Here is a 23,408-nt window from a genome sequence, read left to right on the forward strand (position 1 = left end):
CTTCACTTCGGATTAGTTGGTAATGTTACAGTAACAGTAGTACCTACACCTACTTCGCTTTCATATTGAATCCTGCCGCCAAGACTCTCCACAAACTTAGTGGTGACCATAATGCCTAATCCTGTACCTTTCTCTTTCGTGGTGTAGAATGGCTCCCCAAGACGCTTCAGTTGTTCCTTCTCGATTCCCTTACCGCTATCCTCCACTTTAAATTCCAATTCTCGCTGCCCTCTTAAATATCTTCCCGAAATAAGCAGTTCCCCAGCATTATCCATTGCTTCGAGTGAGTTCTTTACCAAATTAATGAATACCTGCTTCAGGCGTTTCGGGTCTGACTTTATAAGAGGGATAGTAGAGTCCATTACCATCTCTAATTGAACATTTTGCTGTTTCATTTGGTTACCAAATAGAGAAGCTGCATAATGAATGATGTCTACCACATCGGTTTCCATCAACGCTTCTTCGGAGTTCGGCTTAGCCAGCAGCATGAATTCATTTACAATAGTTTCAATTCTAGCAAGCTCAGAGAAGATAATATCACTATACTGATTGTCACTAGATTGGTTGGATAGCATAAGCTGGAGAAATCCCTTAATGGAGGTGAGCGGATTACGAATTTCGTGAGCAATTCCCGCGGCGACTCGAACAACCGTCTCATATTGATCAGAACGAGCCTGAAGCTCATCCATTTCCTTGGCATCCGTAATATCTTCCAATACCCCTACCACTGTCGTCCTGTCTACTTTTTTTAGTGGATAGCCCTTCGACCGAATCCACTTCCAATCTCCTGATGGATGTTGGAAACGAAATTCGACAGCTATTTTCTCCTTACGCATTTGCTTAAAGCTCTCAATCACTTTCTTTCGGTCATCTGCATGAACATAGTTCAGCCAAATTGCACTGTTTTGCATGAGCTTTGTAATCGGTAAACCGAAGATCTTCTCAAAGCTTGGACTTATGTACTCCCACTCGTGAAAGGTAGAGGTACCAATCCAAAATGCTTCGTTTACATTTTCCGCAAGCAGCGAAAAACGCTCCTCCGTTTCCTGAAGTGCGTCCACATACGATTTAGCCTCTGTAATATCCTGAACAAACAAAGTCAATTCAGTAGCATCTGGATATGCTGTTACTTCCACTATCTTTCCTAATTCATACAAATAGTCCTGGAAATGCACCACTTGTTTCTTCTCCATAGCCTTTGTGTATTGAACGAAATAATTATGATACACGTCAATCGGAAAGAGATCCCATAGACTCGTTTTATATACATCCTGAAGAGAAGTGTGAAAAATCTTCTCTAATGTAGGATTTATATACAGTATTTCCCATTCTTGATTGATAACAGCGAATCCATGCGGTATTTTTTCCACAACTTCCTTTAAACGTCTATATGCATTATTTGTACTGGATTCTTGTATGTTGGTAGAAGAATGCTCCTCAAGAAGTGGAACATCCCCTGTAATCATTTCCTTATTAATTAGAGAAAGCCAAGTCATAAAATGATCTACATTGTTGGATGGGTAAGGTTGAGTTATATCAAGAGAGGGTTTCTGCGTTTTATAATTATCCATTGTATTTCCTATAATGGCGGTCTTATTGGATGATAGTTCTATGATAGATAGATGAATCCAAACAACGATATCCCCAGATAGTATTCTGACTTGCAGCCCGTTTGTTTCCCTAATATTATGGTCCTTTAATATCAAACGAAGTACAGACCTATCCTGTACATGGAAGTAAGTTAACCATCTCTCCACTTCCATGTTTTCCTGCTGCTCTTCTATCAACTGTTGAAATTCTGGATGGCATTCTAACAATTCTGTCTCTTTTTCATAAATGCACACCCATTTCCCTAATGAATTAAATAGGGCAAAACATTCTTCTATGGATAGGTTATTATTCCTTCCACTGACACGAACCACACTATAACCTCTCTTCTATTAGTAGCCTATGCAGAGACCTTAAATTCATCTTATACTAATTAAGTTAAAATTTGTATATCTTCGTGGAAATAATACAACATTCACGGTTATTCGACATAGTTATTTCCCTTCTGTTCATTGCCAGTAAACACCTATCGTTAACATTTATTTTACCAAAGTTAACATCACCATACTATATAAGCCAGCCCAGTATTTTTATACAATATTTTACATACAACGAGCCATTTCTTCTATTCCTTCCTGATAGGATACTCTTTCCCTTTTTCCAAGCCTTTCTTCCACTTTAGCGCCAGACAATATGAGTGGTTGTTCATTCAGATAAAACATTTCGACATATTCTCTCATTTGTTTATCAACAACCCCAATTAATCGAACCATCGATTTGTGGACTGTTCCCACCCTATTCGTATATCCTGTAACTTCTTTCATGATTTCCACCAGCTCTTCTCCCCTCACAACCCCATTTCCTCTGATATTCCAATTTTGATAGTACGTATCCTCTAACAAAGAAAGAGCCACCATATCCCTGGCACCGTCTATTGTGTATATAAATTCTCTGTTTACATCCTGGTTGCCAACGAATCTAGCAGTGGTGTTCTTTTTCATCGTAGATAGTGTATAGTGCAACAGACTACTGTTAGCATTAGGTCCAAAAAAATCTGGAAAATGACAAATCAGATACGGTACAGTGGACTGCTTTATCTTCTCTTCTAACCTCAAACGTATCTTCCCTTTCTTTGTATGAGGCTCTTTGTCTGCTCCTTCCGTTACAGGGTTTATACTATTGCGGTGATAAGCATAAATGTTATCAACCATCGCCAATTTACAAGAGGACTCTTTTCCCACCTTTAGAATTGTGTCCATTAATCGTTCTTGATCTTGCTCCCAGCTAGCGTACGGCAAATTAACAGCGTGAAAGATAACATCAACATTGCTAGCTGCTTTTTTTACATCAGCGTACCGAAACGCATCTCCTTGCTGGAGAATAATAGAATCATGGTAAGCACCTAATGTATTTAACTTCTTATTATCCCTTGCAAATGCAACTACAGTAATCCCCCTATCTACTAACTCTTTTACCAAGGCAGACCCCATCCCTCCAGTTGCACCTATTACTAACGCCTTTTTCATACCGATTCCTCCTTTTTATTAACCACCGTTCAATTAATGATATACATTAACTGTTTATCCCCTTCATTAATATTTTCACATAAGAATCAGCTAACACTTCTATGTCAAGAAAGCTCTCCTCTCTTCGACAATAATGGGCAACAAATCCATGCAGTGCTAAAAAGACCGACCACACCTCTTTTGCTTGAATTATCTTCCTGCTGGAATTGCGGAGAACTCTTGCAAAATGTTGATAAGAAAGGTTAGGCGCATCTCCCTCATACGTTTGCAGCTCTTTATCCATAAACAAAAACATAATTTCATAATGGCGTTTATTCTCCAACCCAAATCGAATAAAGCCCATTAACACTTCATATATAGTCTCCTCCCCTTTCTCCACATTTCTTTCAATTTGATTTAACACTGCTTTAAGGGAGGAAAAGCCATCCTCCACTAACGTATAGAATAAAGCCGCCTTATTTTCAAAATGATGATAAATAGCACCATGACTGCAGTTTAACTTTCTTGCTAGCTTTCTCATCGAAAAAAGCTGATACCCTTCCTCTACGAATAATTCTCTGGCCGCTTCCATAATTCTCTCGTTCGTCAACTCTTCCGAAGCAGACTTTCTAGGTGTCATACTATCTCTCCTTTATTGACCGCTGTTCAATAAAATTGTAATACTATTCCAATGTAAAAGTCAACGCTGCTTCTCAGTGAGCTTCCCTTTTCTTTCTGCTACCGTGCTCAAAAAAATCTGCCGATTCATATAAAACGGCAGATTTTTTCCTTATTCATGAAATGATTTCCAAAATGCACCCTGGTGATTAATTATATCGTTGATTTCGGTAAATGGAATCGAGAACGTAACAAATCCTGCTGCATAGGGTGCAATGTCGTAGGGAGGATAGTATAGAAACAGCTCCCTTTCATTTACATAAAAAGGTTGATTAGGAGCTACACCTTTATAACTTCCGGGAAAAATATAATCGTACTGCTCGTCATGTTGAATGTCCTTCCCAACTAGCTCACTTAACACCTTCACATAGTCACTATTCTCTTTAAATAAATCCTTCAGCTCGAAAAAGGTACCATCTGTTAAATGGATGTTGGTATAGGTTCTTGTAGGCATGGGGTGCGCTGCGCCAAAATAGTATTTTGATCCATTTAATTGGAGGACGAGTATCTCCTGTTGGAAGAATTCAATTTCAAAATCCCCATAAAAACTATAATCCAGTTGTTCCTCTGGTGGAATAGGCTTCACCTGGGATATTTCTCTTAGCGTTTCATTTACCCGTTGCTGGGCTTTCGTATCCTCCATCCCTCTTACTACAGGGTAATAAACCAGATAGTCTGGGTTAGGCTTATATTTCCATTGGAGCACTCGATATTGATGATTGAGCCTTATCGTTTTATTGGGGCGCCATATTAATTTTCCTTCCCGGTTAACATAGAATAGTTGATAATCAATGGTGGCTCTGATTAAGCTGCCCTCCAAAACCATAGCTCCCTGGCCTGGCAATATTGGCATATGCTGAGCGATCTTCCCTTTTTTATTTAAGAAGAAAGTATTCTCTCTGTCGTGAGCTGAGGCAAATCCTTTCTCATATGGCTGCACACTCTCATATCGAAAATCGCTTAAATATTCCCCGTCTGCTTTAACAATTGCATATGTGGATCCAAGATACGGTTCGGAAGGTTTTTTCGCTTTTCCTACTGCAAACCTATTCTCTTTCATCGGGACGATATCGTTAAATTCGGGCTCTATAACCATATTCCCTTTTCGATCAATTACACCATAATAATAAAGATAGTCGTCTATTCTATTAATGATTGCCCTTTGCTCATAAAAGCGTTGTGCCCCATCAAACTGAGGCTCTACTACTATTCTTCCCTTCTCGTTAATGTACCCATACTTTCCTCCAGAGTCACGCTGGAAAGCTAGAAGTCCATCGCCTCTTGCTCCGACGTAGGGATATAGATAAGAATAAAGTACACTGCCGTTCCGGTTTATCAAAGCAAAATCATTTTCCCTCACCTTCACCAATGCTTTTTTTTCTTGAAAATCATCTGCAGACAAATAAATCGGACGGAGGGCTTCCTGTCCTTGTCTATCTAAATATCCGTACCTAACTCCACTTTCTGTGTCTTTATTAAACACAGCCATTCCATTCTCATACCGGCCAATGTATGGATAGGGCGTAGAAGTAAGGAGGGTACCTTCTTCATTAATCACCCATGTTCCTTTGGAATTAGAAGCAGATGCACGTTCTTCGCTAAAGGATGAAATATAATCATATTGTGGCTTTACGATGAAAGAGCCGGTTGTATCCAATACTCCATAAAGTCCATCCACCTCTACGATAGCTAACCCATTCTTCTGAAAATCACGTGCCTGATTAAATTGAGGATCAATTACGAATAACCCTTTAACATTAATATATCCCCATTTCTCTCCTGTGACAGTTTGCATCGCTGCTGGATATAGCTTTTGATGCATATCAGTCTCCTTCTTTCCTTAGGCATTTTACCTATAGTATATGAGCGATACATCCATAATGTGCTTCCATTTAACAGAAACAGACAAGAAGGAACGCTTAAAACCAGAAGTAAGACGGCCTATCCATTCATATACATTACAAAGGAGGGAAAAGAGATGGCTACCATACAAGTAAAGGATAACGGCCCCTTATTTATTTCTGGGGATTTTAAGGTGGTCGACGCAGAAGGACATTCATTTACAACTAAAAAATTATGCTCTTTATGCAGATGTGGATTATCGGATAAGAAGCCCTTCTGTGATGGATCCCATAAAGGTCAATTCCAAGATGAAGCTCGAGCTTAAAATGGAGCACAAAAAAACCTGGCGCTGCTTCGCCAGGTTTTTATCTAGGATACTTCTACACTACGGAATAATAATCCCACCTTAGAAGCCACCCCTTCAATATATACTTCCGCTTCAGAGGGAATCGTCACGGAGCCCTTCCATTGCAATTCCCTCCCGTTTAAGTGTTTAGAGCGATGAGATGCAAACACCCATAACACCTTTTCCCCTTTAATAAAGGCTGTCCATAACCATTCTTCCTCAATGGTAGAACTAATGCCAATCAAGGTATGGCTCGCTCTTCTGTTTTGGCTTTTCTCAATGGACTTCAACTGATGTATCAACTTCATCCACTCCCATGTAGCTTTTAGGAGCAGTATGCACAGTTTCCTTCCCTCTTATCCATTGAACAATAGCAGATTAAGAGGAACTGCTTTGAGAATAAACAACCTCTTCAAACGGCTGGACGATTACAAAGCCCTCTCCAGAAAATTTCATTTGAATGGATTCTCCGCTGCCACGTCCAATAAATGTTTTAAAGGAAACATCCGTTTTAAATTCTGGTTCAAGATGTCCAGACCATGCTACCGTAGCATTAGGGTCGGTAATAACAGGCTGATCTGGTGTAACCAGTAGGGTAACAGGTTCATAGTGTGTCGTTATTGCAACCATACCACGACCCTCTAGCTGCACGTTAAACAAACCTCCAGACATCATACCGGCCACTTTTTTCATTAAGTGGATGTCCCAATCTAAACCTGGCTCAAAGGCTAACAAATCATTACCGTTTACCGTAATTTTCTCGTTATCCAAATCAAGGATAGTAATCTTCTTACCCTGATCTGCTACATACAATTTCCCGTTACCCGTCGCTTTCATCAAAGAGCTGCCTTCTCCTGATACAGCCTTTTTGAACATTCTGCCTAGGCCATGCTCCATTATACCTTCTCTCTCAAACTTAATATCTCCAGTATATGAAATCATCGACCCTGTCTTAGCCCAAACTTGATCGGATAAATTGATTTCAAGCATCCGAGGTGTTTCTAGTTGAAAATAGTCATTAGCTGATTCATCCTGTTTCGTCTGATTAATAAATTCCTGTATAGAATAATTTCCCATGCTTCTCTCCCCTTTATATGCTTATCCTTCTAATCTTCTACACTTAATGAAAAAGTCCTGTACGTGAACAGGACCCTTCTATTAATGCTTCTATCTAGTTGTTTAATACGATGTAGTCTCCTGAATAGTTCCATCTTTTTTATGGATAACGACTTGTGTACCTTTATTGGACGCAATGTCTTTCGCCCTGTTTATCGCATCCGCTTTGTTGGAAAATGTAGCTGCAGGCTTTTTTGCTTCAGCAGCCTGCACAGCCCACCCATTTTCGTGACTTACTACGTGCTCCCCTTTATCGAGCAGCTCTGGTCGATTCTCATACTGCTGATCTTCAGGATCCCTCTGCTTTAAAGAGGTGTCAGGCTTGTGTCTCATTTCCTCAATTTCATCTTGAGAAGCGTTGTCAAACCATTCCTTCGCTTGTTCCGTTGCGATAGGAATAGCTCTCCCTTCCTCGTAACCCTCATCCAGCATAGCATTAGCAATTTCAATAGTTTTTTTTCGAACTGGCAAATCCAAATTCTTTAAGGAACTAGGATAATTCTCTGTATCCCAAGGCATAACGACCCTCCGTGAACTTTTTTTCTTCTATATTCTTTTCCTTTTTTTAACTCCTCCAAACCTTATGATGCTGCTCCTTGACTTATAACAAATACCAAAGGAAGCGCCTATCGCTTTAGAATCCGTTGATATTCTATAATGTGCCTTTCACAGACGCTCAAAAAAACCCTGACTCTTCGTGTAAGAGAGTCAGGGTTGAGTTAAAGGTTTAATGCACTTGTAAGCCGCTCTAATTGATGGTCTAATTCATCTATTGGAACGAAGCGTGCTTTTCGGAACATTTCCTTTCCATTAACGGAAACGATTAGTACTGGAACAGTGAAAATCTCGTACTCTCCTGCAATGTCAGGAATGTGTTCTGCGTCTACATGTAAGGATTGTACGGAAGAATACTCTAAAAGTAATGCTTCTACTTGCGGTAGAAGGGAGTGACAGACAGAACAGTTAGGTCTTGATATATAAAGAAGAGATATCTCTTCAGATTGAACAAAGGAACGCACTTCTTCTATTGAATTGGCATGTTGCATCGTATCCACACCTTGCACTTTAGATTTGCTCCTATTATACCAATTTACATGGTGCTACGCTTCTTTTTCGCTTACCCCCGTTGGTATTATAAAGCTTAAAATATAATGTGAGGAGGACCCTCACATTATATCCCACAGGAAACAGACCCGTGTTTCTGGAGATATTTCTGATGATATTCTTCTGCGTCATAGAATGGCGCAGCTTTTTTAATTTGTGTTGCTATTGGCAGCTTATATATACCTTTGTCTGACCATTCCTGAATTTTCTCTTCAGCTACTTGCCTTTGCTCATCATCCAAGAAGAAAATAACGGAACGATATTGCGTGCCAACATCTTCTCCCTGACGATTAATTTGGGTAGGGTCGTGGACCTCGAAGAACTGGTCTACTAGGGAAGCATAGCTGATCACAGAAGGATCAAACTCTACCTTTGTAGTTTCCGCATGTCCGGTAACTCCACTTTTCACTAGCTCGTAGGATGGGTTTTCCACTGTACCTCCGGAATATCCTACTCGGGTTGCCGTAACTCCGGTTAACCGTTCAAAAAAAGCCTCTACACCCCAAAAACACCCTGCTCCAAAATATGCTGTTGCCATCTTCATCTCTTCCTTTCTGTATAACGGAAACTTCTTGTTTCAAAGAGATCGACGAGTTTTTTAATGCAAAAAACCCCTCTCTTTATCCAAGAAAGGGGTCGTAAGTTTATCTGTACGATCCTCTCATCTCCCAAGGCTCTCACCTTGCAGGAATTGGCACCGTTTCGGTTAAGACACATAGTCTTAAAGAATGGTTGCCGGGCATCAAAGGGCCAGTCCCTCCGCCTCTCTGGATAAGAAGTTATGCGTTATGAATATTTTTGTTAATCAATATAATACACTCATTTGGTAGCGAAGTAAAGGATTTTAACTTACTTCTTCCAGTATATGAATGCAGCTGCATTAGCATGCTTAAAACAAACATATATAAAGCCTGCCATCCCGACAGGTGGTTAAGTTCCCGCAGTCGTATAAAACGATTTGGGATGGCATTACACATAAACTATCACATTCTGAGTAAAAAGAAAAATAAATCTACCCAGCCCCATGAAATTTGTTATTTTTCGAATATTACTCATTCTCAATCCTTTAGAATGTGTTATCCTAGCACTATCTTATACAAATAATGATAAAAAGGAGCAATGCCCTTATGTTTAACACAATCTCCACTGACAAAGCACCCGCAGCAATCGGACCTTATTCTCAGGCCGTTGATCTTGGTAATCTTTTATTCATTTCTGGCCAAATTCCTTTAGATCCTAATACGCAGGCATTTGTTTCAAGTGATGTGAGAGAGCAAGCAGAGCAAGTCATGAAAAATGTTGGCGCGATATTAAGTGAAGCTGGTTTAGACTACAAGCACATCGCAAAAGCCAATATTTATTTAGCAAATATGGAGGATTTCCAAGCAGTAAATGAAGTGTACGCTAGCTTCTTAAGTGAACCATACCCTGCTAGAGCAGCTATCGAGGTAAGCGCATTACCAAAAGGTGCAAAAGTAGAGATAGAAGCTATTGCTGTGAAAGAATAGTGCGTTGCGTAAATTATTATTGCAATGAAGACATTTTGCCAGCTGAAAATCTTTTTAAGTGCTTGTAGAACAACCGGTTATGTTCTACAAGCTTTTTTAATCTTCATCCTTAACGTCCATATCCTCAGGAATGGGTTCATTAAGGTATTCTTGTATTTGCTTCCGATAGCGTTCGATTTGTTCAAAATACTGCTGAAACTGGTCTTTATAAATAAGATATTGCGTTCCGTCATGCAGGGCTCGAATACGTCCCTTAAACACCATTTTTTCTACGTATTCTTCGGGAAGCTCTAAATATTCTGCTGTTTCTTGAATGGTTAAATACATGGAAACATTCTCCCTCTACTTTGCATTTTTGTCCATATGTGGAAATGGAAGATCGGTATCCACTGAGCCAGTAATGAACTTGTCTTCAACATTCAAGCCTTCCAGCCAGGCTTTGAAATCAAATACTATCGGCTCTTTGTCTCCGCCCAGAGCAAACCACACCTTTCCCTCCTTCGGGAAATAAGCAGCTGTATGAATGGTTCCTGCCCAGTTTTGATATTCATCTGAGAATACACCTCTGTCAGAATCATTCAACAGGCGAAATGCCTCATAAGCTGAAGGTTTATGCTGTCTTGCCGCCTCCATTGTTTCCAGCCGGCGATACGAATCGACGAGATAATTTCGATTTTCTTCCTTCATATGCTCGAAATGGTTAGTGCACGTATTAGATTCCCTAACCTTTACGCCCCTTGGTGTCGTTTCAATCACATATGTTTTTCCGCTACGGTCCAATACGATATAACTAAAGGAATGGCGGTGAGGTATCTCCTTCAGCATTGATATCGCTTCCTCTACATCCGCACACGATTCTAGAATCAAACGGCCAATCATACAGCAAATAAACCCGATTCCAGGTTTTTTACGATGCATAAAATTATATCCAAGCGCAAGCCCCTTCTCGTTCATTCCATCCATTCGCCCTGTAATCCGTTGGGAAGGACCAATTATAGCATAGCCTTGGTCCGTTGGCTGAAATAATACGTATCGCCCTTCGTATGTTTTCGGCTGATAATCGTAATTACGAACCATGTAATCGTCCCCAGTTAAAATAGAGCACCCTGATTTCACATAGTCTAGTCGATAGCCTCCAAATTCCATCATTACTCGCTCCATGCTCCATCCTAGCGCATCTCTTATCCCGATTAGCTCCTCCCAAACACCAGGAGCGAAACGGGTGATAGCATCTTTTACTTCCTCTTCCTCTACTGAAAATCTAGGCTTACGAAGCTTCCATTGCTTTTCTCGATTTTGTACTGTTAACGAATTCCGCATTTCTTCCCCTTGCCTTACCCCAAAATCATAATGGGATCCGCGAAATTGTATTATGTCACTATATATGTCCTTCATGCTCTACCCCTTAATCTTCTTGTTTGTTGTTCCTTTCCAGAATAACCGATTACTTCTCTGTCACGCAAAGCCCTGAAGTCCTGGAGGATGTTTAGGATTTTGTCTCTTTACCATTCAAAAAGTCACAGTTCATGAACTGTGACTTTTATAACCATTTCATGCGGATCATACCTATCCAGAAGTAAAAATCCTATTGTCTTCATAATTCTGCTATTAAGTACTCATACGAGTCATTTTGGAATACCTGTATAGTCCGAACAATGATACAAGTAGGTAGCCTGCCAAAATAGCGCATCCTCCTAACACTAGGTCTTGGTTTTCATATCCCATGGAAGCATCGAAGTATTGAATACTAAAACGATAAATGAAGGAGAATGGAAACACAATGCCGAAATCAGCACCCAGCAAAATAGTGGTCACAAAGATGGAGGCTACCCCCGCAATCACCACGGACAAAATATTTCTTGTACTAAACGCAAGCAGAGCTGCCAACGGCACAATGAGAATGGTTAAGCCGGAAAATAGCATAGAGGTTAGAAACCTCGTAATCAGACCTCCAAAGCCAATGTCGAACAAAGATCCAATCGTCAGAGTGTGAAGAGCATGATTCAAGAATGATGTAGCCATTAACAGTATCGAACAGGCTAGCACCTTAGATAGCAACAAACTGAAATTATGGTAAGGATACGAAATCCAGTTCAGTGTCGTTTTATTTTGAAATTCAGTATAGAAAAAGAACCCTGCAAAGATAAACACTAACGTAGGGAATAAAATGGCATACTGATTAAATACAAAGAAATAATATTTCTCCGCATCCATCCCTCCTGCCATCAGCATCATTCCCCCTGTGTTGATAAAGTAAGGCAGGAAGCTCAATACTAATATGACATAGACCATTTTCAACCGTTTCATTTTCATCAATTCATTACGAATAAGCAACTTCATTTTCTTCACCCTTTTCCAATAGTTTTAAATATAAATCCTCTAACGTAAGTTCAAATACTTCCAGCATGATGGTTGGAACTTGATGTTGTTCCAAAAGATTCTCAATTTCTTTTTGCGAAAGAGGGGAAACAAATTCCAACTCATCTTTACCTGTGTACACCTCATGTCCTTGACACTCTTCCAACAAGTCTTCGCGTGGAAACGTTTTTGTCATACTAGAAGGCATCCGCAGCCTATATAAATAAATATGTGTATGATCTTTCATCTTCGTAGTTTCAAAAATGATCTCACCATTATTCATAAACACCAATTCGTCAGCCATAAGATCAATCTCATTTAACAAATGGCTGGAGATAATAACGGTCTTGTTGGAACTAATCACCTCTCTAATCAACATTTCCCTCACTTCTTTGATGCCATGAGGGTCTAATCCATTGGTCGGTTCGTCTAATAGCAATAGATCAGGGTTATGTGACATAGCTCTAGCAATTCCCAAACGTTGTTTCATGCCAAGGGAGGTTTCTGAAAAACGTTTTTCTTTAAATTGGTATAGACCCACTGTTTGCAACAGACGATTAATATGCTGAGAAGAGGTGTCTTTTTGCAGATACTTCAGATGTAACGTTAAATTTTCCTGAAGCGTAAGGTTATCATAGAAACCTGGAAATTCAATAATGCTTCCAATGGAACTAATTAAGTCCCTCTTAGAGTGTTGATAAATATCCTGACCCTTAAAGGAAATGGAACCCGAATTGGGACGGAATACCCCCAGCATGGCCTTTAATAAGGTAGTTTTTCCAGCCCCGTTAGGTCCTAGCAGCCCATAAATCTTTCCCTTTTCAAAAGACACATTGACGTTTTGTAATATCTTCTTTCGTTTGATATCAATGTTCAGATTCTCTACCTCTACGACACTCATAATGACAGCACTCCTTTAGATTAATTTGATTTAATAGAAGTATAAGAAATGATGATTAAAATAAGGGGAGAAACAAGTTTAAATTTAGATTAATCCACAAAAAAAACCACAACACCTGTTAATACAAGTCTTGTGGTTTGGGGTAGATAAGAATGGTCGTGCCTGATGCTCCATCATATACCGTCTTTTCCAAGTTCATTTGGTCTAACATCATTTCTACGATGGATAAACCAATACCAGTTCCTTTTTGGTCAGACACGGCTCTCATGCCAGGCCCTCGATCTTCTATCCGAAGTGCCTCCCTACCATGCATTTCGGTAGTGCTGACGGCAAGATACTTCCCCTCCCCCGCATGTCTCTTCACGTTTTGGAATAGATTATCCAAGATCCTTCTGAACCACGTTTCATCGATATACCACTGAATAGACCCTTGTAAATCAATATCAATATCGAACCCTTTTTCTTCTAGAATAGGATAATAAGCGATTAACGACGATTTAGTTGCCTGGACGATATCTACCATTTGAGGATGCATGGGAAGCTTCCCCTCTCGTAGCACTGTAAACGAAGAGAGGTTATCAATGAGTTCTGCTAGAAAAGCTACCTTATCCTGAATAACCGTAACAGAATCCCGAACCTCGTCGCTTAATTCAATTTGACTCATTTTATGGGCATGGCCATTAATAATGGATAATGGTGTCCGCAAATCATGTGATAAACTGGAAACTAATTGTTTACGGATGGCTTCTTCATCCTTTTCTTTCTGCCGACTCTCATTCAATTTTTCCACCATATCATTGAAGGAATGTTCTAACTGTCCAATCTCATCTTCCTTATGGACCGTTAATTTCATGGGGACCATTTGGTTACTGCTAATCTCCATGCTGTTCTGCATATTCGTTAACCGGTTACTAATCTTCTTAAAGAACAACCATGAGATGAAGATGAATAACATCCATATGAAGCCAAGGGCAAAGAACCAAATAAATGCATACCTGTCTCTCAGCACTTCCCAGCTGGTCCCCAAGGAAGAACTAGGTACCTCTAAGAAGACATAACCACTATGGTTGGAACCATCAATATAAGTATTGGTCGTGAAGTAGGCATCGTTTTGTTGCCTGTCCATAAATCGAACAGTCTGACTAGCATCCCAATCGCCTCCCTCCAAGTCATTCCAATCTCCAACCACCAACAAACGCTCCCCATCGTCGCTAACCCATAACACCCGTGATCCTGGGTATTGGTTAACTTCCGTTTGTAAACGGGAGAGAATTGCTTCGTCGGATTTACCGGATTGAGATTCCGACAACCCTTCCCATCTTTTCTCCACTTCTTCTTTTGTGTAAAAGTCTTCAGAAGACAAATTACCAATTTGGGAGAGAACTATGTAATAAATAAAATTAACCCCTAAATAAGAGATAGGAAATAATAAAATGGAAAATACAATAATCAGCACGTACTTTTTGGACAAATTCACTGTCTCACCCTATATCCAAGCCCACGAATTGTTTCAATAATCGTTGGGTTTTGTGGATCTTTTTCCACTTTTTGTCTCAGATAACGAATATGAACATGTAAGGTTTTGTCCCCCTCTACGAATGGCTGCCCCCAAACACTGGCATAGATTTGTTCCTTAGTTAAAATCTGGTTAGAGTGATTCAGTAGATAGTGGAATATTTTAAACTGTTTCTCTGTTAGGATGACCTCTTCTCCCGTCTCCCTGTTAAAGATTTGATTGGCTTCTACATCAATATCCAAGTGACCGAGGGATTGCTTTGTCTCCTGAAGAACCCCTGACCTTTTCAGCAGCTTATCCATCCGTAACAGCAACTCGTCAGGGTGAAAAGGCTTGGTAAGATAATCATCTGCAAACTGCAGCCCCTTCAACCGATCTTCAATCGCTGTTCGAGCTGTCAAAAATAATATAGGAAGGTGGGGATTCCGTTCCTTAATCCGCTGACCAACTGTAAAACCATCTAACCCTGGAAGCATAATATCCAGTACAACTAATTCCACGTCATCTAAATACAGATCAAAGTGACTTCCCGATTGGAGCCATATAACATTGAAATCATTGTCTTCCAGGTTTTGAATAACCAATTCACTAACTTCCTTATCATCTTCAATGTATAATATAGTGCTCTTCCTTTTAATCAAGCTACCTCCCCCTCATCAAAACACTAGAATGAAATTTTTTACATCTATCATAGATTTTATCAGTGTTACGTCCAGATTGTAATAGTTCCCTTTTCATAGGTTTCAAATGGATTGATACTAGCCAAAAAGTTTTAGTTGGCTATAGGTTAAGGGATATATTACATATATTATTTTCTACTCTGTATCAAAATGGGTTGGTTGACTATCTTCTTTAACTTCTTTTACCAGTTTCTCAATGTAAGAGATGTATGATTGCTGTTCGGTTATATTAAAAATGTGAATGGCCTTTTGGAAATAGGCACAACACTCCTCTACTTGGGTAGTTAAATAATAATTGTAACCGACTTGATAGTACAATTCCCCTAATAAATAAAGTATTTCATGATCCAAACAAAGATGGATACCTTTCTCACATGTTTGGACGGAAACCTCAAACTCCCTCATATGAGTTTTGGCTTTAGCCAGGTTATAATAAATTCTTATTTGCTCTTTTACGAGATTTTTTTTGAAAGGTGACTTTTTTATATTGTTTAATGTTTCTTCGTGGACCTTTACTGCATTGCGATATTCTTTGTTTTCGAAGTAAATTACCCCAATGCTGTTAAGGATAGAGATCTCTTGATTATTGTGGAATTTCTTATGTTGAAGAGTTAAATGTAGGGCTTCTTGTAGCATCTTGATTGATTCTTTTGGTTTCCCACTTATATGATAGGTACAAATCGCTTTATTCCATTTCAAGAATTGCTGATGTGTGTCATGGTTAAAGGCTGGATTGTGTTCTTCTCTTTTAATCATTCTTAATACCTTTTCGTACTCTTTTTTCCTGATGAGCTTTCGAATGTTGTAGAAGAAATTGATTTGAAAATCTATGCTATGGCTAGCTGTTAGATTGAAAATAGATGAGGTATCTATTCCTAGCCGTAATGAAATCATGTACATGGTAACCGCATTGGGAATAACATCCCCATTCTCGATCTTGCTCATATGAGATTGGGTGCAAATACCATTACATAGTTCTCCCTGCGTAATTCCTAATATCTCTCTAATCTCCCTTATAACCCCACCCAGATTCGAAAATGAAATATCCACTGGTTTCCTCCCTAGTAAATAATTCTCACATTATAGATGCTACCGTATTCTTAAAATAATGTAAATTGCTGATAAACGATGTTTGCTATAAGAAACAGACGATTACTACTCTTTATATGGGAGACATTCTTCTTCATAAAATTGGTAGTTTCTACAAAATTCCGTACAATAATATGTATTACGAAATATTCAAGGGGGACTTTTTTATGAAAAAGATTCTTACATTCATCACTATCAGCGGAATGCTATTGTTCACAGGAGGAGAACTTACACCTCAAAAGGAAGTAGCCACGGGTGATAATACAAGCGGCCCTGAGGTAGACCTTCCTTCTGAGCATTAATGAACGTTGACTACCACGCGAAACACAACCAAAGACTAACTAGAGGGAATGGCCAGAGCACTATTCGTAGAGCGTCTGACCATTCTCTTTTTCTAATACCCTAACAAAGGAGGGATTCAGGATGGAACAAATCATGTTTATCATTGCTATTATTTCGCTCGGGTTGGCACTCATTCTATTTATAGGGAACCTACTCACCAATGGACTAAAGGGTGGAGTGTTACACCTCAAGAACAAATCGACGCGATGGGCTTGTGGCTTTCTTCTACTATATGTCGTTACATTTAGTATCTTTTTGTTTGTTGCCAACTGAATCGTGCATAGGGCTTAATTTAGTAATGAAGCAAATAATAGTGTCGTGAGTTTACTAGGGCAAAAGGGTAAAGGAGAATACTCATATGATTAGAATGCTTTTAGTTGATAATCATGTCGTTGTTGCTCAAGGTATTAAATATGTGTTAGAAAATAACAGCTCAATGGTAGTGGATATCCTTACAGACAGCCGATACGTTCTCACCAGAACTAAGGAAATGGAGTATGACATTGTATTAATAGACATGTTTATGAATTACTTGAATGGGTTTGAACTATCTAAACAAATACTACACGATGATCCTTCCAAGAAGATTTTAATTTTCACGGAAAAGGATATAGCGCTCCATTTCAATGTATTGGTAGAAACAGGAGTGTGTGGGTTTATCAGTAAAGAAGATTCATCTGCGACGGTAGTCAATGCAGTAGAGTGTGCTCTGAGAGGAGAGACGGTCATACCCACTAAATTGTTTAAGCAACTGCGAAGGACGGAGGCATCCGCGCTCTTGGAAACGTGTGAAGGAATGCGAGATATTACTTTGACAGAAAGGGAACAAATGGTCCTGCTGTCAATTTCCGAAGGACTTACCAATCAGCAAATTGCCGATCGCATCCTAGTTAGTCAAAGGGCCGTGGAATATACCATTACCGAAATCTTTAAAAAGTTGAACGTAAAATCTCGAGCTGAAGCATGGACCAAAGCAAACAATTATTCCCTCATCACCTTGCAACAGTACCCGGAATATACAACCGTATAGCAAAAGCAAATTAGAAACAGCTTTTTTCATATAGGAAAAGAAGCTGTTTTTTTGTGACCTATAAATGAGAGAAAGGTCCCGTGTTTCTCCCTTCTACCGAAATGACAGCTTCGGTATTTTTTGTACAAATTGGTGGTATCACGTATGCACCTTTTCGCTTACATCTTTTTACAAGTGAGTTAGATTAATAGATAAGACAGAAGCAATTGTCAGAACATGATTGAAAGGGGGTGAAACTATGAAGGAACAATTATACGCATCAGCCGGAAATATTGAAATGGAATTAGAGGAAATCTCCTTGAAATCCGTTTCTGGAGGAGCTGCAGCAGATCCACAAGGCATTTCTCAAGATAACGACGGGAAACACTGTACCATCACTTGGGAATGCAGCATCTGTCCAACACATACTTGCTGGTGCTAAAGCAAGCAATAACATACTTAACATGAAGTACATGTTATTTATTCTGATGAAGAGGGCCATCGGCTCTCTTCCCTACATAAAAAAAGGAGGGATAAAATGAACGGGCTAACCGACATATTATGGTCATTTGAAAAACAGACATCCCATACCGCAAATGACAAGGAAACACTGTTAGACCGCAACATCCATATACTGTACAAGGGCAAAATTGAATTGGTAGAAGAGAGCCTCAGTAATATTTTATCCATTCAATCAATGGACCACCTTCGCAATCTTTATCAAACAGAAGTACATAACAGTTTTTCCAAAATGAATGTCTTTCTTCAGATGGTGGACTTAATAGCAGATCAAGAGGTGAATCCAGAGGTTCGACAAGACCAGATTATGTTCCACTCCTATGCCTTAAAGGTATCAGGGTACATGATTGATACACTCCAACAAAATACAATGTATCAAAGTACGAAACATAACCTAAAAGACGAAGAAGCCTTTTTGCAAGACATCTCTAATCAGTTTCAACAACAAGTCTTACGTATTTCCTATCGGACCTTGGTTTTGGATTTAAACAAGAACCAACAGGAAGCATTACTCAAGGGGAAGACAGAGGAAGAACAATACACCTATTACAATTACGAGTTATTAGAAGACCCTAGTTATATAAGAGAATTCTTCCATCTCTATCCAACATTGCTGCGGATTATCGCCAATGAAATACGAAAATATCATAATCACATAACCGAAATGCTTTCCAGGTACGAACAAGACAAAGAGGAGATTGCCAATACTATTCTTACCCTCCCTACTCCTGAACGTATCGAGAGTATAGAAATTGGGCTGGGGGATGCCCATGCAGATGGTAGAAAAGTAGCGAAGCTTCAACTGGAAACGAGCACCTTGATTTATAAACCGCGCAGTCTGGACGTCGATCTCTTTTATACGATGTTAACGGACTATATTAATAACAAGGTGGGAGAGTCATCCTATCACTTACAAACACCCGAAGTCGTTAATCGAGATGGATACGGCTGGGTCCAATATATTCCTTACAAGGAGTGCGATACAGAACAGGACGTGGAATGGTTTTATCGTCGCATGGGAGGTCAATTAGCTCTACTCTATGCTTTGAATGCAGTCGATTTTCATTCCGAGAATATCATTGCACATGGAAGATCCCCTATCTTGATAGATTTGGAGTCCTTGTTTCATGTCCCTCATTCCCAAGTAAGAGTGGATCAAGAGAATGCTCATGTCAAAGCGTTTGAGCAACTAACCAAATCAGTGAGAGCGATAGGCTTGTTGCCCTTCTTCTTCGGAGAACATAACACCGATGTCAGTGGCATTGGACATAAAGGAAAGTCCCAATCCATCATCAAAGTACCGCAAATTAAGAACCCAAAAAGCAGTCAAATGAAAGTAGAGCGCGATTTTGTTGATATGGAGGCTACGTCGAACCAGCCGAAATTACACGGGGATTATATCCAAGCACAAGATTATATGGATGACCTGAAGAAAGGCTTTCGGAAAGTGTACCAGACTATTATGGAAAACCAAGCAGAAGTACAGCAATTGATTCATTCTAAAAAGGATGGGATTGTCGTAAGGTTTATTCCTAAGCCTACCGTCCAATACTCCTCTTTCTTAGAACTAAGTTTTCACCCTAGATTCCTTCACAATTCAATCGATAGAGAGGTCTATCTAGCCAGGATATGGGAGGATGCGAAGACCAATGACCGGTTCATACCTCTAGCTAAGCATGAATATGAGGACTTGATAAATAACGATGTCCCCTACTTCAAACTATATATTGATTCACATGATTTATTGAATGCTCGAGGAGAGGTAATTACGGATTACTTCCCACACTCACCACTGGATTTGGTCCAGGAAAGAATTCAAGGGTTTTCTCAAGAAGACATGAACTTCCAATTAGAAATAATCGATTTATCCATGCTCGCCACCGCCGATGAGAGAAAGCAAGAATTAAACCAATTCACACCGAAGGACCCGACGGAATATACATCTCCATTTCAATCGGAAGCTTTTCTTATAGAACAGGCAGAAGAGCTAGCAGAATACCTTTACACCAAAGCATTCGTAGGGGAAAACAACAATAGAGCCAATTATTCATGGTTAAACACGAGTACGGTCGGTGTAGAGGAAATTCAATGGCGCCTCTCTCCTATGGGAGACACTTTATATGATGGCCTTTCAGGTATGGCCATGACCTATCTATCCCTTTGGCTGGTCACCGGAAACATCTATTATTTAGGAATTGCCTCGGACATTACCGAAGATATAATAACAAGATTCCAAGATTTAGATATACAAGATGAGACGAAACAAACGATGTCCATCGGTGCATTCTCTGGTCTTTCCTCTATCGTGTACCTCCTTATGAACATGGATGCTGTCTTAGAGGAGACCAAATACAGACAACTAGCTATTGACATAACAAAGAAAATTCCACATTTCCTGAATCAGGATAAAGAGTATGACATAGTGAGTGGTTCCGCAGGCGCCATCGTGGTCCTTATTAATTGCTATAAACAATACGGTGATCCTATTTTCTTCGACATAGCGACAAAATGTGCCAATCACATTATGGACCATGCCATAACTATTAACGAAGAGGAAGTAGCGTGGACAGGTATTGCCGATCAACCATTAACCGGTTTTTCTCACGGCAGCGCTGGTATCATCTACGCCCTTTCCATGCTAAATGATATCCAAGGAAGCAATAGGCTATCGGAATATATTACAAAGGGCAGGCACTACGAGAACCGCCAAATGATTGCCTCCCGATGGATGGACCAACGAAACCTTGAGCAGGAGACAGCTGCTTCAGCTTGGTGCCATGGCTCTCCTGGTATCCTGTTAAGCCGTTTGGGTCTAATGGATTCCAGAGAAGAATCCATCGCGAATGCTGCAAAAGAGGATGCTGAAATCGCTTTACACAATATGTACCAAGATGGGTTTGGAAGAGAACATAGCCTTTGTCATGGAGACATTGGAAACGCCGCGATTTTAATAAGTTATGGTCGAAAAACCAATCAACCTGACGTAGAGAATTTCGGAAAAAATCTCATGCTGGAAAGTTTCCAAGGTGCCAAACAAAACGGCTTTAGATGCGGCGTTGGACGAGGTGTTGAAACACCCAATTTTATGGTCGGACTGGCCGGTATGGCTTATGGAGCACTCTATGCGGCTAATGAACAAATCCCAAATATCTTATGCTTATCCATTCATGGAGTGGATGTAGCCCAAAAGGATGCCTACCATGAATTTTCTTAATAAAATGCCGGTCTTACTCCAAAGGAATAATTACGAATGTGGAATCGCATGTATTGCGATGCTGATTAGTAAACAAGAGGGGCAAAAAATTGAGACTAGAAAACTGAAAGGGTCCAAGGAACATATAGGCCGAGAAGGAACAGATCTTCAATATCTCAAAGGACTGTCTGAAAGTGTCGGATACACCTTCAAAGCCTATAAGGTTCCTAAGCTGCCGGAGCAGGTACTAGAAGGGTATCTTCAGAGCCCTCTTATGGTGCATTGGGATTACAACCACTTTATTGTTGTGGAAATGGTGCAGGACACACATATCACTATCATAGACCCCGCTAAAGGCAGAAGGAAAATCTCCAGCGAAGAGTTTTATGCCCATTATAGTGGTGTCGCCGTCTCACTACGCAAACAAAATAAGCAGGGATATAGTCTCACCCACCTCACATCTAAGAGTGCTATAGGCAGGCTGGGAAAATACTTATCCAAAGAGAAGAAGCTACTGGTTTATATCATACTCTTGTCTTTTCTATTTCAAGGATTGAACCTAATAGCCCCCTTCTTTACTCAATACGTAATCGATACATTCATGCAGAGTGAACAAGGCAACATGAATCTTAAAACGTTAGCTCTTTTAGCAGGCATCGTCACAATTGTTTTTTTTGGATTATCTATTGTGAGAATGTTCTGGATCATCAAGCTTCAAGTCCATATTAATAAAAGACTGACGCATCAATTTGTTAGGAAAGTCTTCTCCTTACCAATGAAGTTTTTTGAAATAAATTCCTCTGGTGATATTGCTACCAGAATCAATAACATAGCTGTTATTCGAGAAATTGTATCTAGATTAGCATCAACGCTCATTTTGGACATTAGTCTATTAGTTGTCTTCAGCGGTGTAATGTTATTTTATTCACCATTATTATCTGTTCTTGTATTTGCTGGAGCTGCAATTCAAGTGGTTTGTACGATGTACCTACTACCTAAAATTGAAGTATTTACGAAGCAGGAGGTCAATAGCCAAGCAAGTTTTCAGAGCCAATTGGTTGAAATCCTCCGATCCATGACCTTTGTCAAAACGGTCGGCAATACAGATTCCGTGGAACAGGAACTAAACGGCGTTTTTAACGATCAGATAGATCACTTTTCGAAGAAGATGAAAATATCATCTGTCCTTGGTGGTGTATCTAATTCTATCAATCTATCTTTACCTTTATTGGTGATTATTTTTGGTGTGGCTATTGGAATGCAGTCGGGGATGACTATTGGAGCTGTGGTAGCTTTCTCTACGATAGCTGGTAGATTCATGTCGCCACTCGGTTCCATTATTGGGAGCTTAGAGTCCATCAAAATGGTTGAAGAGATGATGGATCGAATTGAGTCTGTCTTGGAAGAGGAGGACGAAATCCTTAACCAAGAGAATGGCGCTCAGTTTGATCCAGCGAGAGATCGTATTGAGCTCGACCAGGTTCACTTTGGATATGACAGTAAGGAAGATATTCTCCAAGGTATCCAATTAACAGTACATCCGAAAGACCATATTTGCTTAATAGGAAGAACTGGAAGTGGTAAATCGACCTTATTTAAGTTGATTGCTGGCCTTTACAAGCCAACCCAAGGCTCTATTAGGATTGGAAATCATTCTCTCGACCAAATGAACCTAGTCCAGTTGAGAGATAACATCGGTTATATCGTGCAAGACGTGAGCCTATTTAATGACACAATTCTTAATAATATTAAGTATTTCAATGAATCTGTTTCCGATCAGGATGCCATTCAAGCAGCCAAAGACGCCTGCATCCATGATGATATCCTCCAATTCCCGATGGGTTACCATACGATTGTTGGGGAGAATGGCATCAGCCTCTCTGGAGGGCAACGCCAACGGATTTCCATTGCCAGAGTACTAGCCAAAAAACCTAGCCTGTTACTGATTGATGAAGGAACAAGCAATCTCGATCAGAAGACAGAACAAGAAGTTCTCTCCAACCTCCGACGTCGAGATATGACCGTTATTTCAATAACTCACAGAACCTCGTCCTTCAAAGAGTATGAATCGGTGTACGAATTGAAGGGGGGATCTCTTCACTTGGTAGAAACACAACACCCTAGCAATTTAGCAGCAACAAACTAAATCAACTT

General features: G+C 39.9%; 24 protein-coding genes and 1 riboswitch. Of the genes, 8 read left to right on the forward strand and 16 right to left on the reverse strand.

Annotated features, from left to right (window positions below; genetic code table 11):
* Positions 1–2: 2 nt before the first annotated feature.
* From ACFFGV_RS08245 to ACFFGV_RS08260, 4 genes are all read right to left on the reverse strand, one after another.
* A complete protein-coding gene (locus ACFFGV_RS08245) occupies positions 3–1,922 on the reverse strand; it encodes an ATP-binding protein (RefSeq protein WP_377346575.1) in 1,920 nt (639 codons plus the stop codon).
* 228 nt (positions 1,923–2,150) lie between these two features.
* Complete coding sequence (locus ACFFGV_RS08250) at positions 2,151–3,074, reverse strand: SDR family NAD(P)-dependent oxidoreductase (protein ID WP_377346578.1); 924 nt, start codon at positions 3,072–3,074, stop codon at positions 2,151–2,153.
* Positions 3,075–3,120: 46 nt separating this feature from the next.
* Entirely contained in the window at positions 3,121–3,693 is a 573-nt protein-coding gene (locus ACFFGV_RS08255) for a TetR/AcrR family transcriptional regulator (RefSeq protein ID WP_377346581.1), read from the reverse strand.
* 150 nt (positions 3,694–3,843) lie between these two features.
* A complete protein-coding gene (locus tag ACFFGV_RS08260; RefSeq protein ID WP_377346583.1) occupies positions 3,844–5,553 on the reverse strand; it encodes a WG repeat-containing protein in 1,710 nt (569 codons plus the stop codon).
* Between the two features lie 156 nt (positions 5,554–5,709).
* Between ACFFGV_RS08260 and ACFFGV_RS08265 the strand changes: the two genes are divergently transcribed.
* On the forward strand, positions 5,710–5,898 hold the full coding sequence (locus tag ACFFGV_RS08265; RefSeq protein ID WP_377346586.1) for a CDGSH iron-sulfur domain-containing protein: 189 nt from the start codon (positions 5,710–5,712) through the stop codon (positions 5,896–5,898).
* Positions 5,899–5,942: 44 nt separating this feature from the next.
* Here the strand turns inward: ACFFGV_RS08265 and ACFFGV_RS08270 are convergent, their stop codons facing one another.
* From ACFFGV_RS08270 to msrA, 5 genes are all read right to left on the reverse strand, one after another.
* Positions 5,943–6,221: a hypothetical protein gene (locus tag ACFFGV_RS08270; protein ID WP_377346588.1), complete on the reverse strand. Its 279-nt coding sequence runs from the start codon at positions 6,219–6,221 to the stop codon at positions 5,943–5,945.
* Positions 6,222–6,297: 76 nt separating this feature from the next.
* On the reverse strand, positions 6,298–6,996 hold the full coding sequence (locus tag ACFFGV_RS08275; protein ID WP_377346591.1) for an AIM24 family protein: 699 nt from the start codon (positions 6,994–6,996) through the stop codon (positions 6,298–6,300).
* Between the two features lie 102 nt (positions 6,997–7,098).
* Positions 7,099–7,554, reverse strand: coding sequence for a DUF2188 domain-containing protein (locus tag ACFFGV_RS08280; protein ID WP_377346593.1), 456 nt, complete (start codon positions 7,552–7,554; stop codon positions 7,099–7,101).
* A 200-nt stretch (positions 7,555–7,754) separates the two neighbouring features.
* The gene (locus ACFFGV_RS08285) at positions 7,755–8,081 is read right to left on the reverse strand and encodes a thioredoxin family protein (protein ID WP_377346595.1); all 327 of its coding nucleotides are present in this window, start codon (positions 8,079–8,081) and stop codon (positions 7,755–7,757) included.
* A 125-nt stretch (positions 8,082–8,206) separates the two neighbouring features.
* A complete protein-coding gene (msrA, locus tag ACFFGV_RS08290; protein ID WP_377346598.1) occupies positions 8,207–8,677 on the reverse strand; it encodes a peptide-methionine (S)-S-oxide reductase MsrA in 471 nt (156 codons plus the stop codon).
* Positions 8,678–8,797: 120 nt separating this feature from the next.
* A riboswitch (SAM riboswitch) is annotated at positions 8,798–8,917 on the reverse strand.
* A gap of 349 nt (positions 8,918–9,266) precedes the next feature.
* On the opposite strand from msrA, the gene ACFFGV_RS08295 reads away from it, so the two are divergent.
* On the forward strand, positions 9,267–9,647 hold the full coding sequence (locus ACFFGV_RS08295) for a RidA family protein (RefSeq protein WP_377346599.1): 381 nt from the start codon (positions 9,267–9,269) through the stop codon (positions 9,645–9,647).
* Positions 9,648–9,743: 96 nt separating this feature from the next.
* Here ACFFGV_RS08295 and ACFFGV_RS08300 read toward each other — a convergent pair whose 3' ends face one another.
* From ACFFGV_RS08300 to ACFFGV_RS08330, 7 genes are all read right to left on the reverse strand, one after another.
* Positions 9,744–9,974: an excisionase family DNA-binding protein gene (locus ACFFGV_RS08300; protein ID WP_377346601.1), complete on the reverse strand. Its 231-nt coding sequence runs from the start codon at positions 9,972–9,974 to the stop codon at positions 9,744–9,746.
* Between the two features lie 15 nt (positions 9,975–9,989).
* Positions 9,990–11,042, reverse strand: coding sequence for a C45 family autoproteolytic acyltransferase/hydrolase (locus ACFFGV_RS08305; RefSeq protein WP_377346603.1), 1,053 nt, complete (start codon positions 11,040–11,042; stop codon positions 9,990–9,992).
* A 213-nt stretch (positions 11,043–11,255) separates the two neighbouring features.
* On the reverse strand, positions 11,256–11,987 hold the full coding sequence (locus ACFFGV_RS08310; protein WP_377346606.1) for an ABC transporter permease: 732 nt from the start codon (positions 11,985–11,987) through the stop codon (positions 11,256–11,258).
* Positions 11,968–12,906, reverse strand: coding sequence for an ABC transporter ATP-binding protein (locus ACFFGV_RS08315; protein WP_377346609.1), 939 nt, complete (start codon positions 12,904–12,906; stop codon positions 11,968–11,970). Before ACFFGV_RS08315 ends, ACFFGV_RS08310 begins: the two co-directional genes overlap by 20 nt.
* A gap of 118 nt (positions 12,907–13,024) precedes the next feature.
* Positions 13,025–14,383, reverse strand: coding sequence for a sensor histidine kinase (locus ACFFGV_RS08320; RefSeq protein ID WP_377346611.1), 1,359 nt, complete (start codon positions 14,381–14,383; stop codon positions 13,025–13,027).
* Positions 14,380–15,063 (reverse strand): response regulator transcription factor, encoded by a 684-nt coding sequence (locus ACFFGV_RS08325; RefSeq protein WP_377346613.1) that lies wholly within the window; start codon positions 15,061–15,063, stop codon positions 14,380–14,382. The genes ACFFGV_RS08320 and ACFFGV_RS08325 overlap by 4 nt, the downstream gene beginning before the upstream one ends.
* A gap of 174 nt (positions 15,064–15,237) precedes the next feature.
* A complete protein-coding gene (locus ACFFGV_RS08330) occupies positions 15,238–16,152 on the reverse strand; it encodes a helix-turn-helix domain-containing protein (protein WP_377346617.1) in 915 nt (304 codons plus the stop codon).
* Between the two features lie 206 nt (positions 16,153–16,358).
* On the opposite strand from ACFFGV_RS08330, the gene ACFFGV_RS08335 reads away from it, so the two are divergent.
* The 6 genes from ACFFGV_RS08335 to ACFFGV_RS08360 all read left to right on the forward strand — a co-directional run bounded on the left by ACFFGV_RS08335 (position 16,359) and on the right by ACFFGV_RS08360 (position 23,400).
* Positions 16,359–16,493 carry a hypothetical protein gene (locus tag ACFFGV_RS08335; protein ID WP_377346619.1) on the forward strand — a complete coding sequence of 45 codons (135 nt, stop codon included), beginning with the start codon at positions 16,359–16,361 and terminating at the stop codon, positions 16,491–16,493.
* 121 nt (positions 16,494–16,614) lie between these two features.
* Entirely contained in the window at positions 16,615–16,806 is a 192-nt protein-coding gene (locus ACFFGV_RS08340) for a hypothetical protein (protein ID WP_377346621.1), read from the forward strand.
* An 85-nt stretch (positions 16,807–16,891) separates the two neighbouring features.
* Entirely contained in the window at positions 16,892–17,563 is a 672-nt protein-coding gene (locus tag ACFFGV_RS08345) for a response regulator (protein ID WP_377346623.1), read from the forward strand.
* A 238-nt stretch (positions 17,564–17,801) separates the two neighbouring features.
* A complete protein-coding gene (locus ACFFGV_RS08350) occupies positions 17,802–17,984 on the forward strand; it encodes a plantaricin C family lantibiotic (protein ID WP_377346625.1) in 183 nt (60 codons plus the stop codon).
* Positions 17,985–18,080: 96 nt separating this feature from the next.
* On the forward strand, positions 18,081–21,275 hold the full coding sequence (locus ACFFGV_RS08355) for a type 2 lanthipeptide synthetase LanM family protein (RefSeq protein WP_377346627.1): 3,195 nt from the start codon (positions 18,081–18,083) through the stop codon (positions 21,273–21,275).
* On the forward strand, positions 21,262–23,400 hold the full coding sequence (locus tag ACFFGV_RS08360) for a peptidase domain-containing ABC transporter (protein ID WP_377346629.1): 2,139 nt from the start codon (positions 21,262–21,264) through the stop codon (positions 23,398–23,400). The genes ACFFGV_RS08355 and ACFFGV_RS08360 overlap by 14 nt, the downstream gene beginning before the upstream one ends.
* The last annotated feature ends 8 nt before the right edge of the window (positions 23,401–23,408 follow it).

Source organism: Pontibacillus salicampi, assembly GCF_042434395.1.
GTDB lineage: Bacteria > Bacillota > Bacilli > Bacillales > BH030062 > Pontibacillus > Pontibacillus salicampi.

What these genes read in the sequence shown, in the direction of transcription:
- ACFFGV_RS08250 (WP_377346578.1), bottom strand. Translation starts at nt 3,074, where the DNA reads ATGAAAAAGGCGTTAGTAATAGGTGCAACTGGAGGGATGGGGTCTGCC.
- ACFFGV_RS08255 (WP_377346581.1), bottom strand. Translation starts at nt 3,693, where the DNA reads ATGACACCTAGAAAGTCTGCTTCGGAAGAGTTGACGAACGAGAGAATT.
- ACFFGV_RS08260 (WP_377346583.1), bottom strand. Translation starts at nt 5,553, where the DNA reads ATGCATCAAAAGCTATATCCAGCAGCGATGCAAACTGTCACAGGAGAG.
- ACFFGV_RS08265 (WP_377346586.1), top strand. Translation starts at nt 5,710, where the DNA reads ATGGCTACCATACAAGTAAAGGATAACGGCCCCTTATTTATTTCTGGG.
- ACFFGV_RS08275 (WP_377346591.1), bottom strand. Translation starts at nt 6,996, where the DNA reads ATGGGAAATTATTCTATACAGGAATTTATTAATCAGACGAAACAGGAT.
- ACFFGV_RS08280 (WP_377346593.1), bottom strand. Translation starts at nt 7,554, where the DNA reads ATGCCTTGGGATACAGAGAATTATCCTAGTTCCTTAAAGAATTTGGAT.
- ACFFGV_RS08285 (WP_377346595.1), bottom strand. Translation starts at nt 8,081, where the DNA reads ATGCAACATGCCAATTCAATAGAAGAAGTGCGTTCCTTTGTTCAATCT.
- msrA (WP_377346598.1), bottom strand. Translation starts at nt 8,677, where the DNA reads ATGGCAACAGCATATTTTGGAGCAGGGTGTTTTTGGGGTGTAGAGGCT.
- ACFFGV_RS08295 (WP_377346599.1), top strand. Translation starts at nt 9,267, where the DNA reads ATGTTTAACACAATCTCCACTGACAAAGCACCCGCAGCAATCGGACCT.
- ACFFGV_RS08300 (WP_377346601.1), bottom strand. Translation starts at nt 9,974, where the DNA reads ATGTATTTAACCATTCAAGAAACAGCAGAATATTTAGAGCTTCCCGAA.
- ACFFGV_RS08305 (WP_377346603.1), bottom strand. Translation starts at nt 11,042, where the DNA reads ATGAAGGACATATATAGTGACATAATACAATTTCGCGGATCCCATTAT.
- ACFFGV_RS08310 (WP_377346606.1), bottom strand. Translation starts at nt 11,987, where the DNA reads ATGAAGTTGCTTATTCGTAATGAATTGATGAAAATGAAACGGTTGAAA.
- ACFFGV_RS08315 (WP_377346609.1), bottom strand. Translation starts at nt 12,906, where the DNA reads ATGAGTGTCGTAGAGGTAGAGAATCTGAACATTGATATCAAACGAAAG.
- ACFFGV_RS08335 (WP_377346619.1), top strand. Translation starts at nt 16,359, where the DNA reads ATGAAAAAGATTCTTACATTCATCACTATCAGCGGAATGCTATTGTTC.
- ACFFGV_RS08340 (WP_377346621.1), top strand. Translation starts at nt 16,615, where the DNA reads ATGGAACAAATCATGTTTATCATTGCTATTATTTCGCTCGGGTTGGCA.
- ACFFGV_RS08345 (WP_377346623.1), top strand. Translation starts at nt 16,892, where the DNA reads ATGATTAGAATGCTTTTAGTTGATAATCATGTCGTTGTTGCTCAAGGT.
- ACFFGV_RS08350 (WP_377346625.1), top strand. Translation starts at nt 17,802, where the DNA reads ATGAAGGAACAATTATACGCATCAGCCGGAAATATTGAAATGGAATTA.
- ACFFGV_RS08355 (WP_377346627.1), top strand. Translation starts at nt 18,081, where the DNA reads ATGAACGGGCTAACCGACATATTATGGTCATTTGAAAAACAGACATCC.
- ACFFGV_RS08360 (WP_377346629.1), top strand. Translation starts at nt 21,262, where the DNA reads ATGAATTTTCTTAATAAAATGCCGGTCTTACTCCAAAGGAATAATTAC.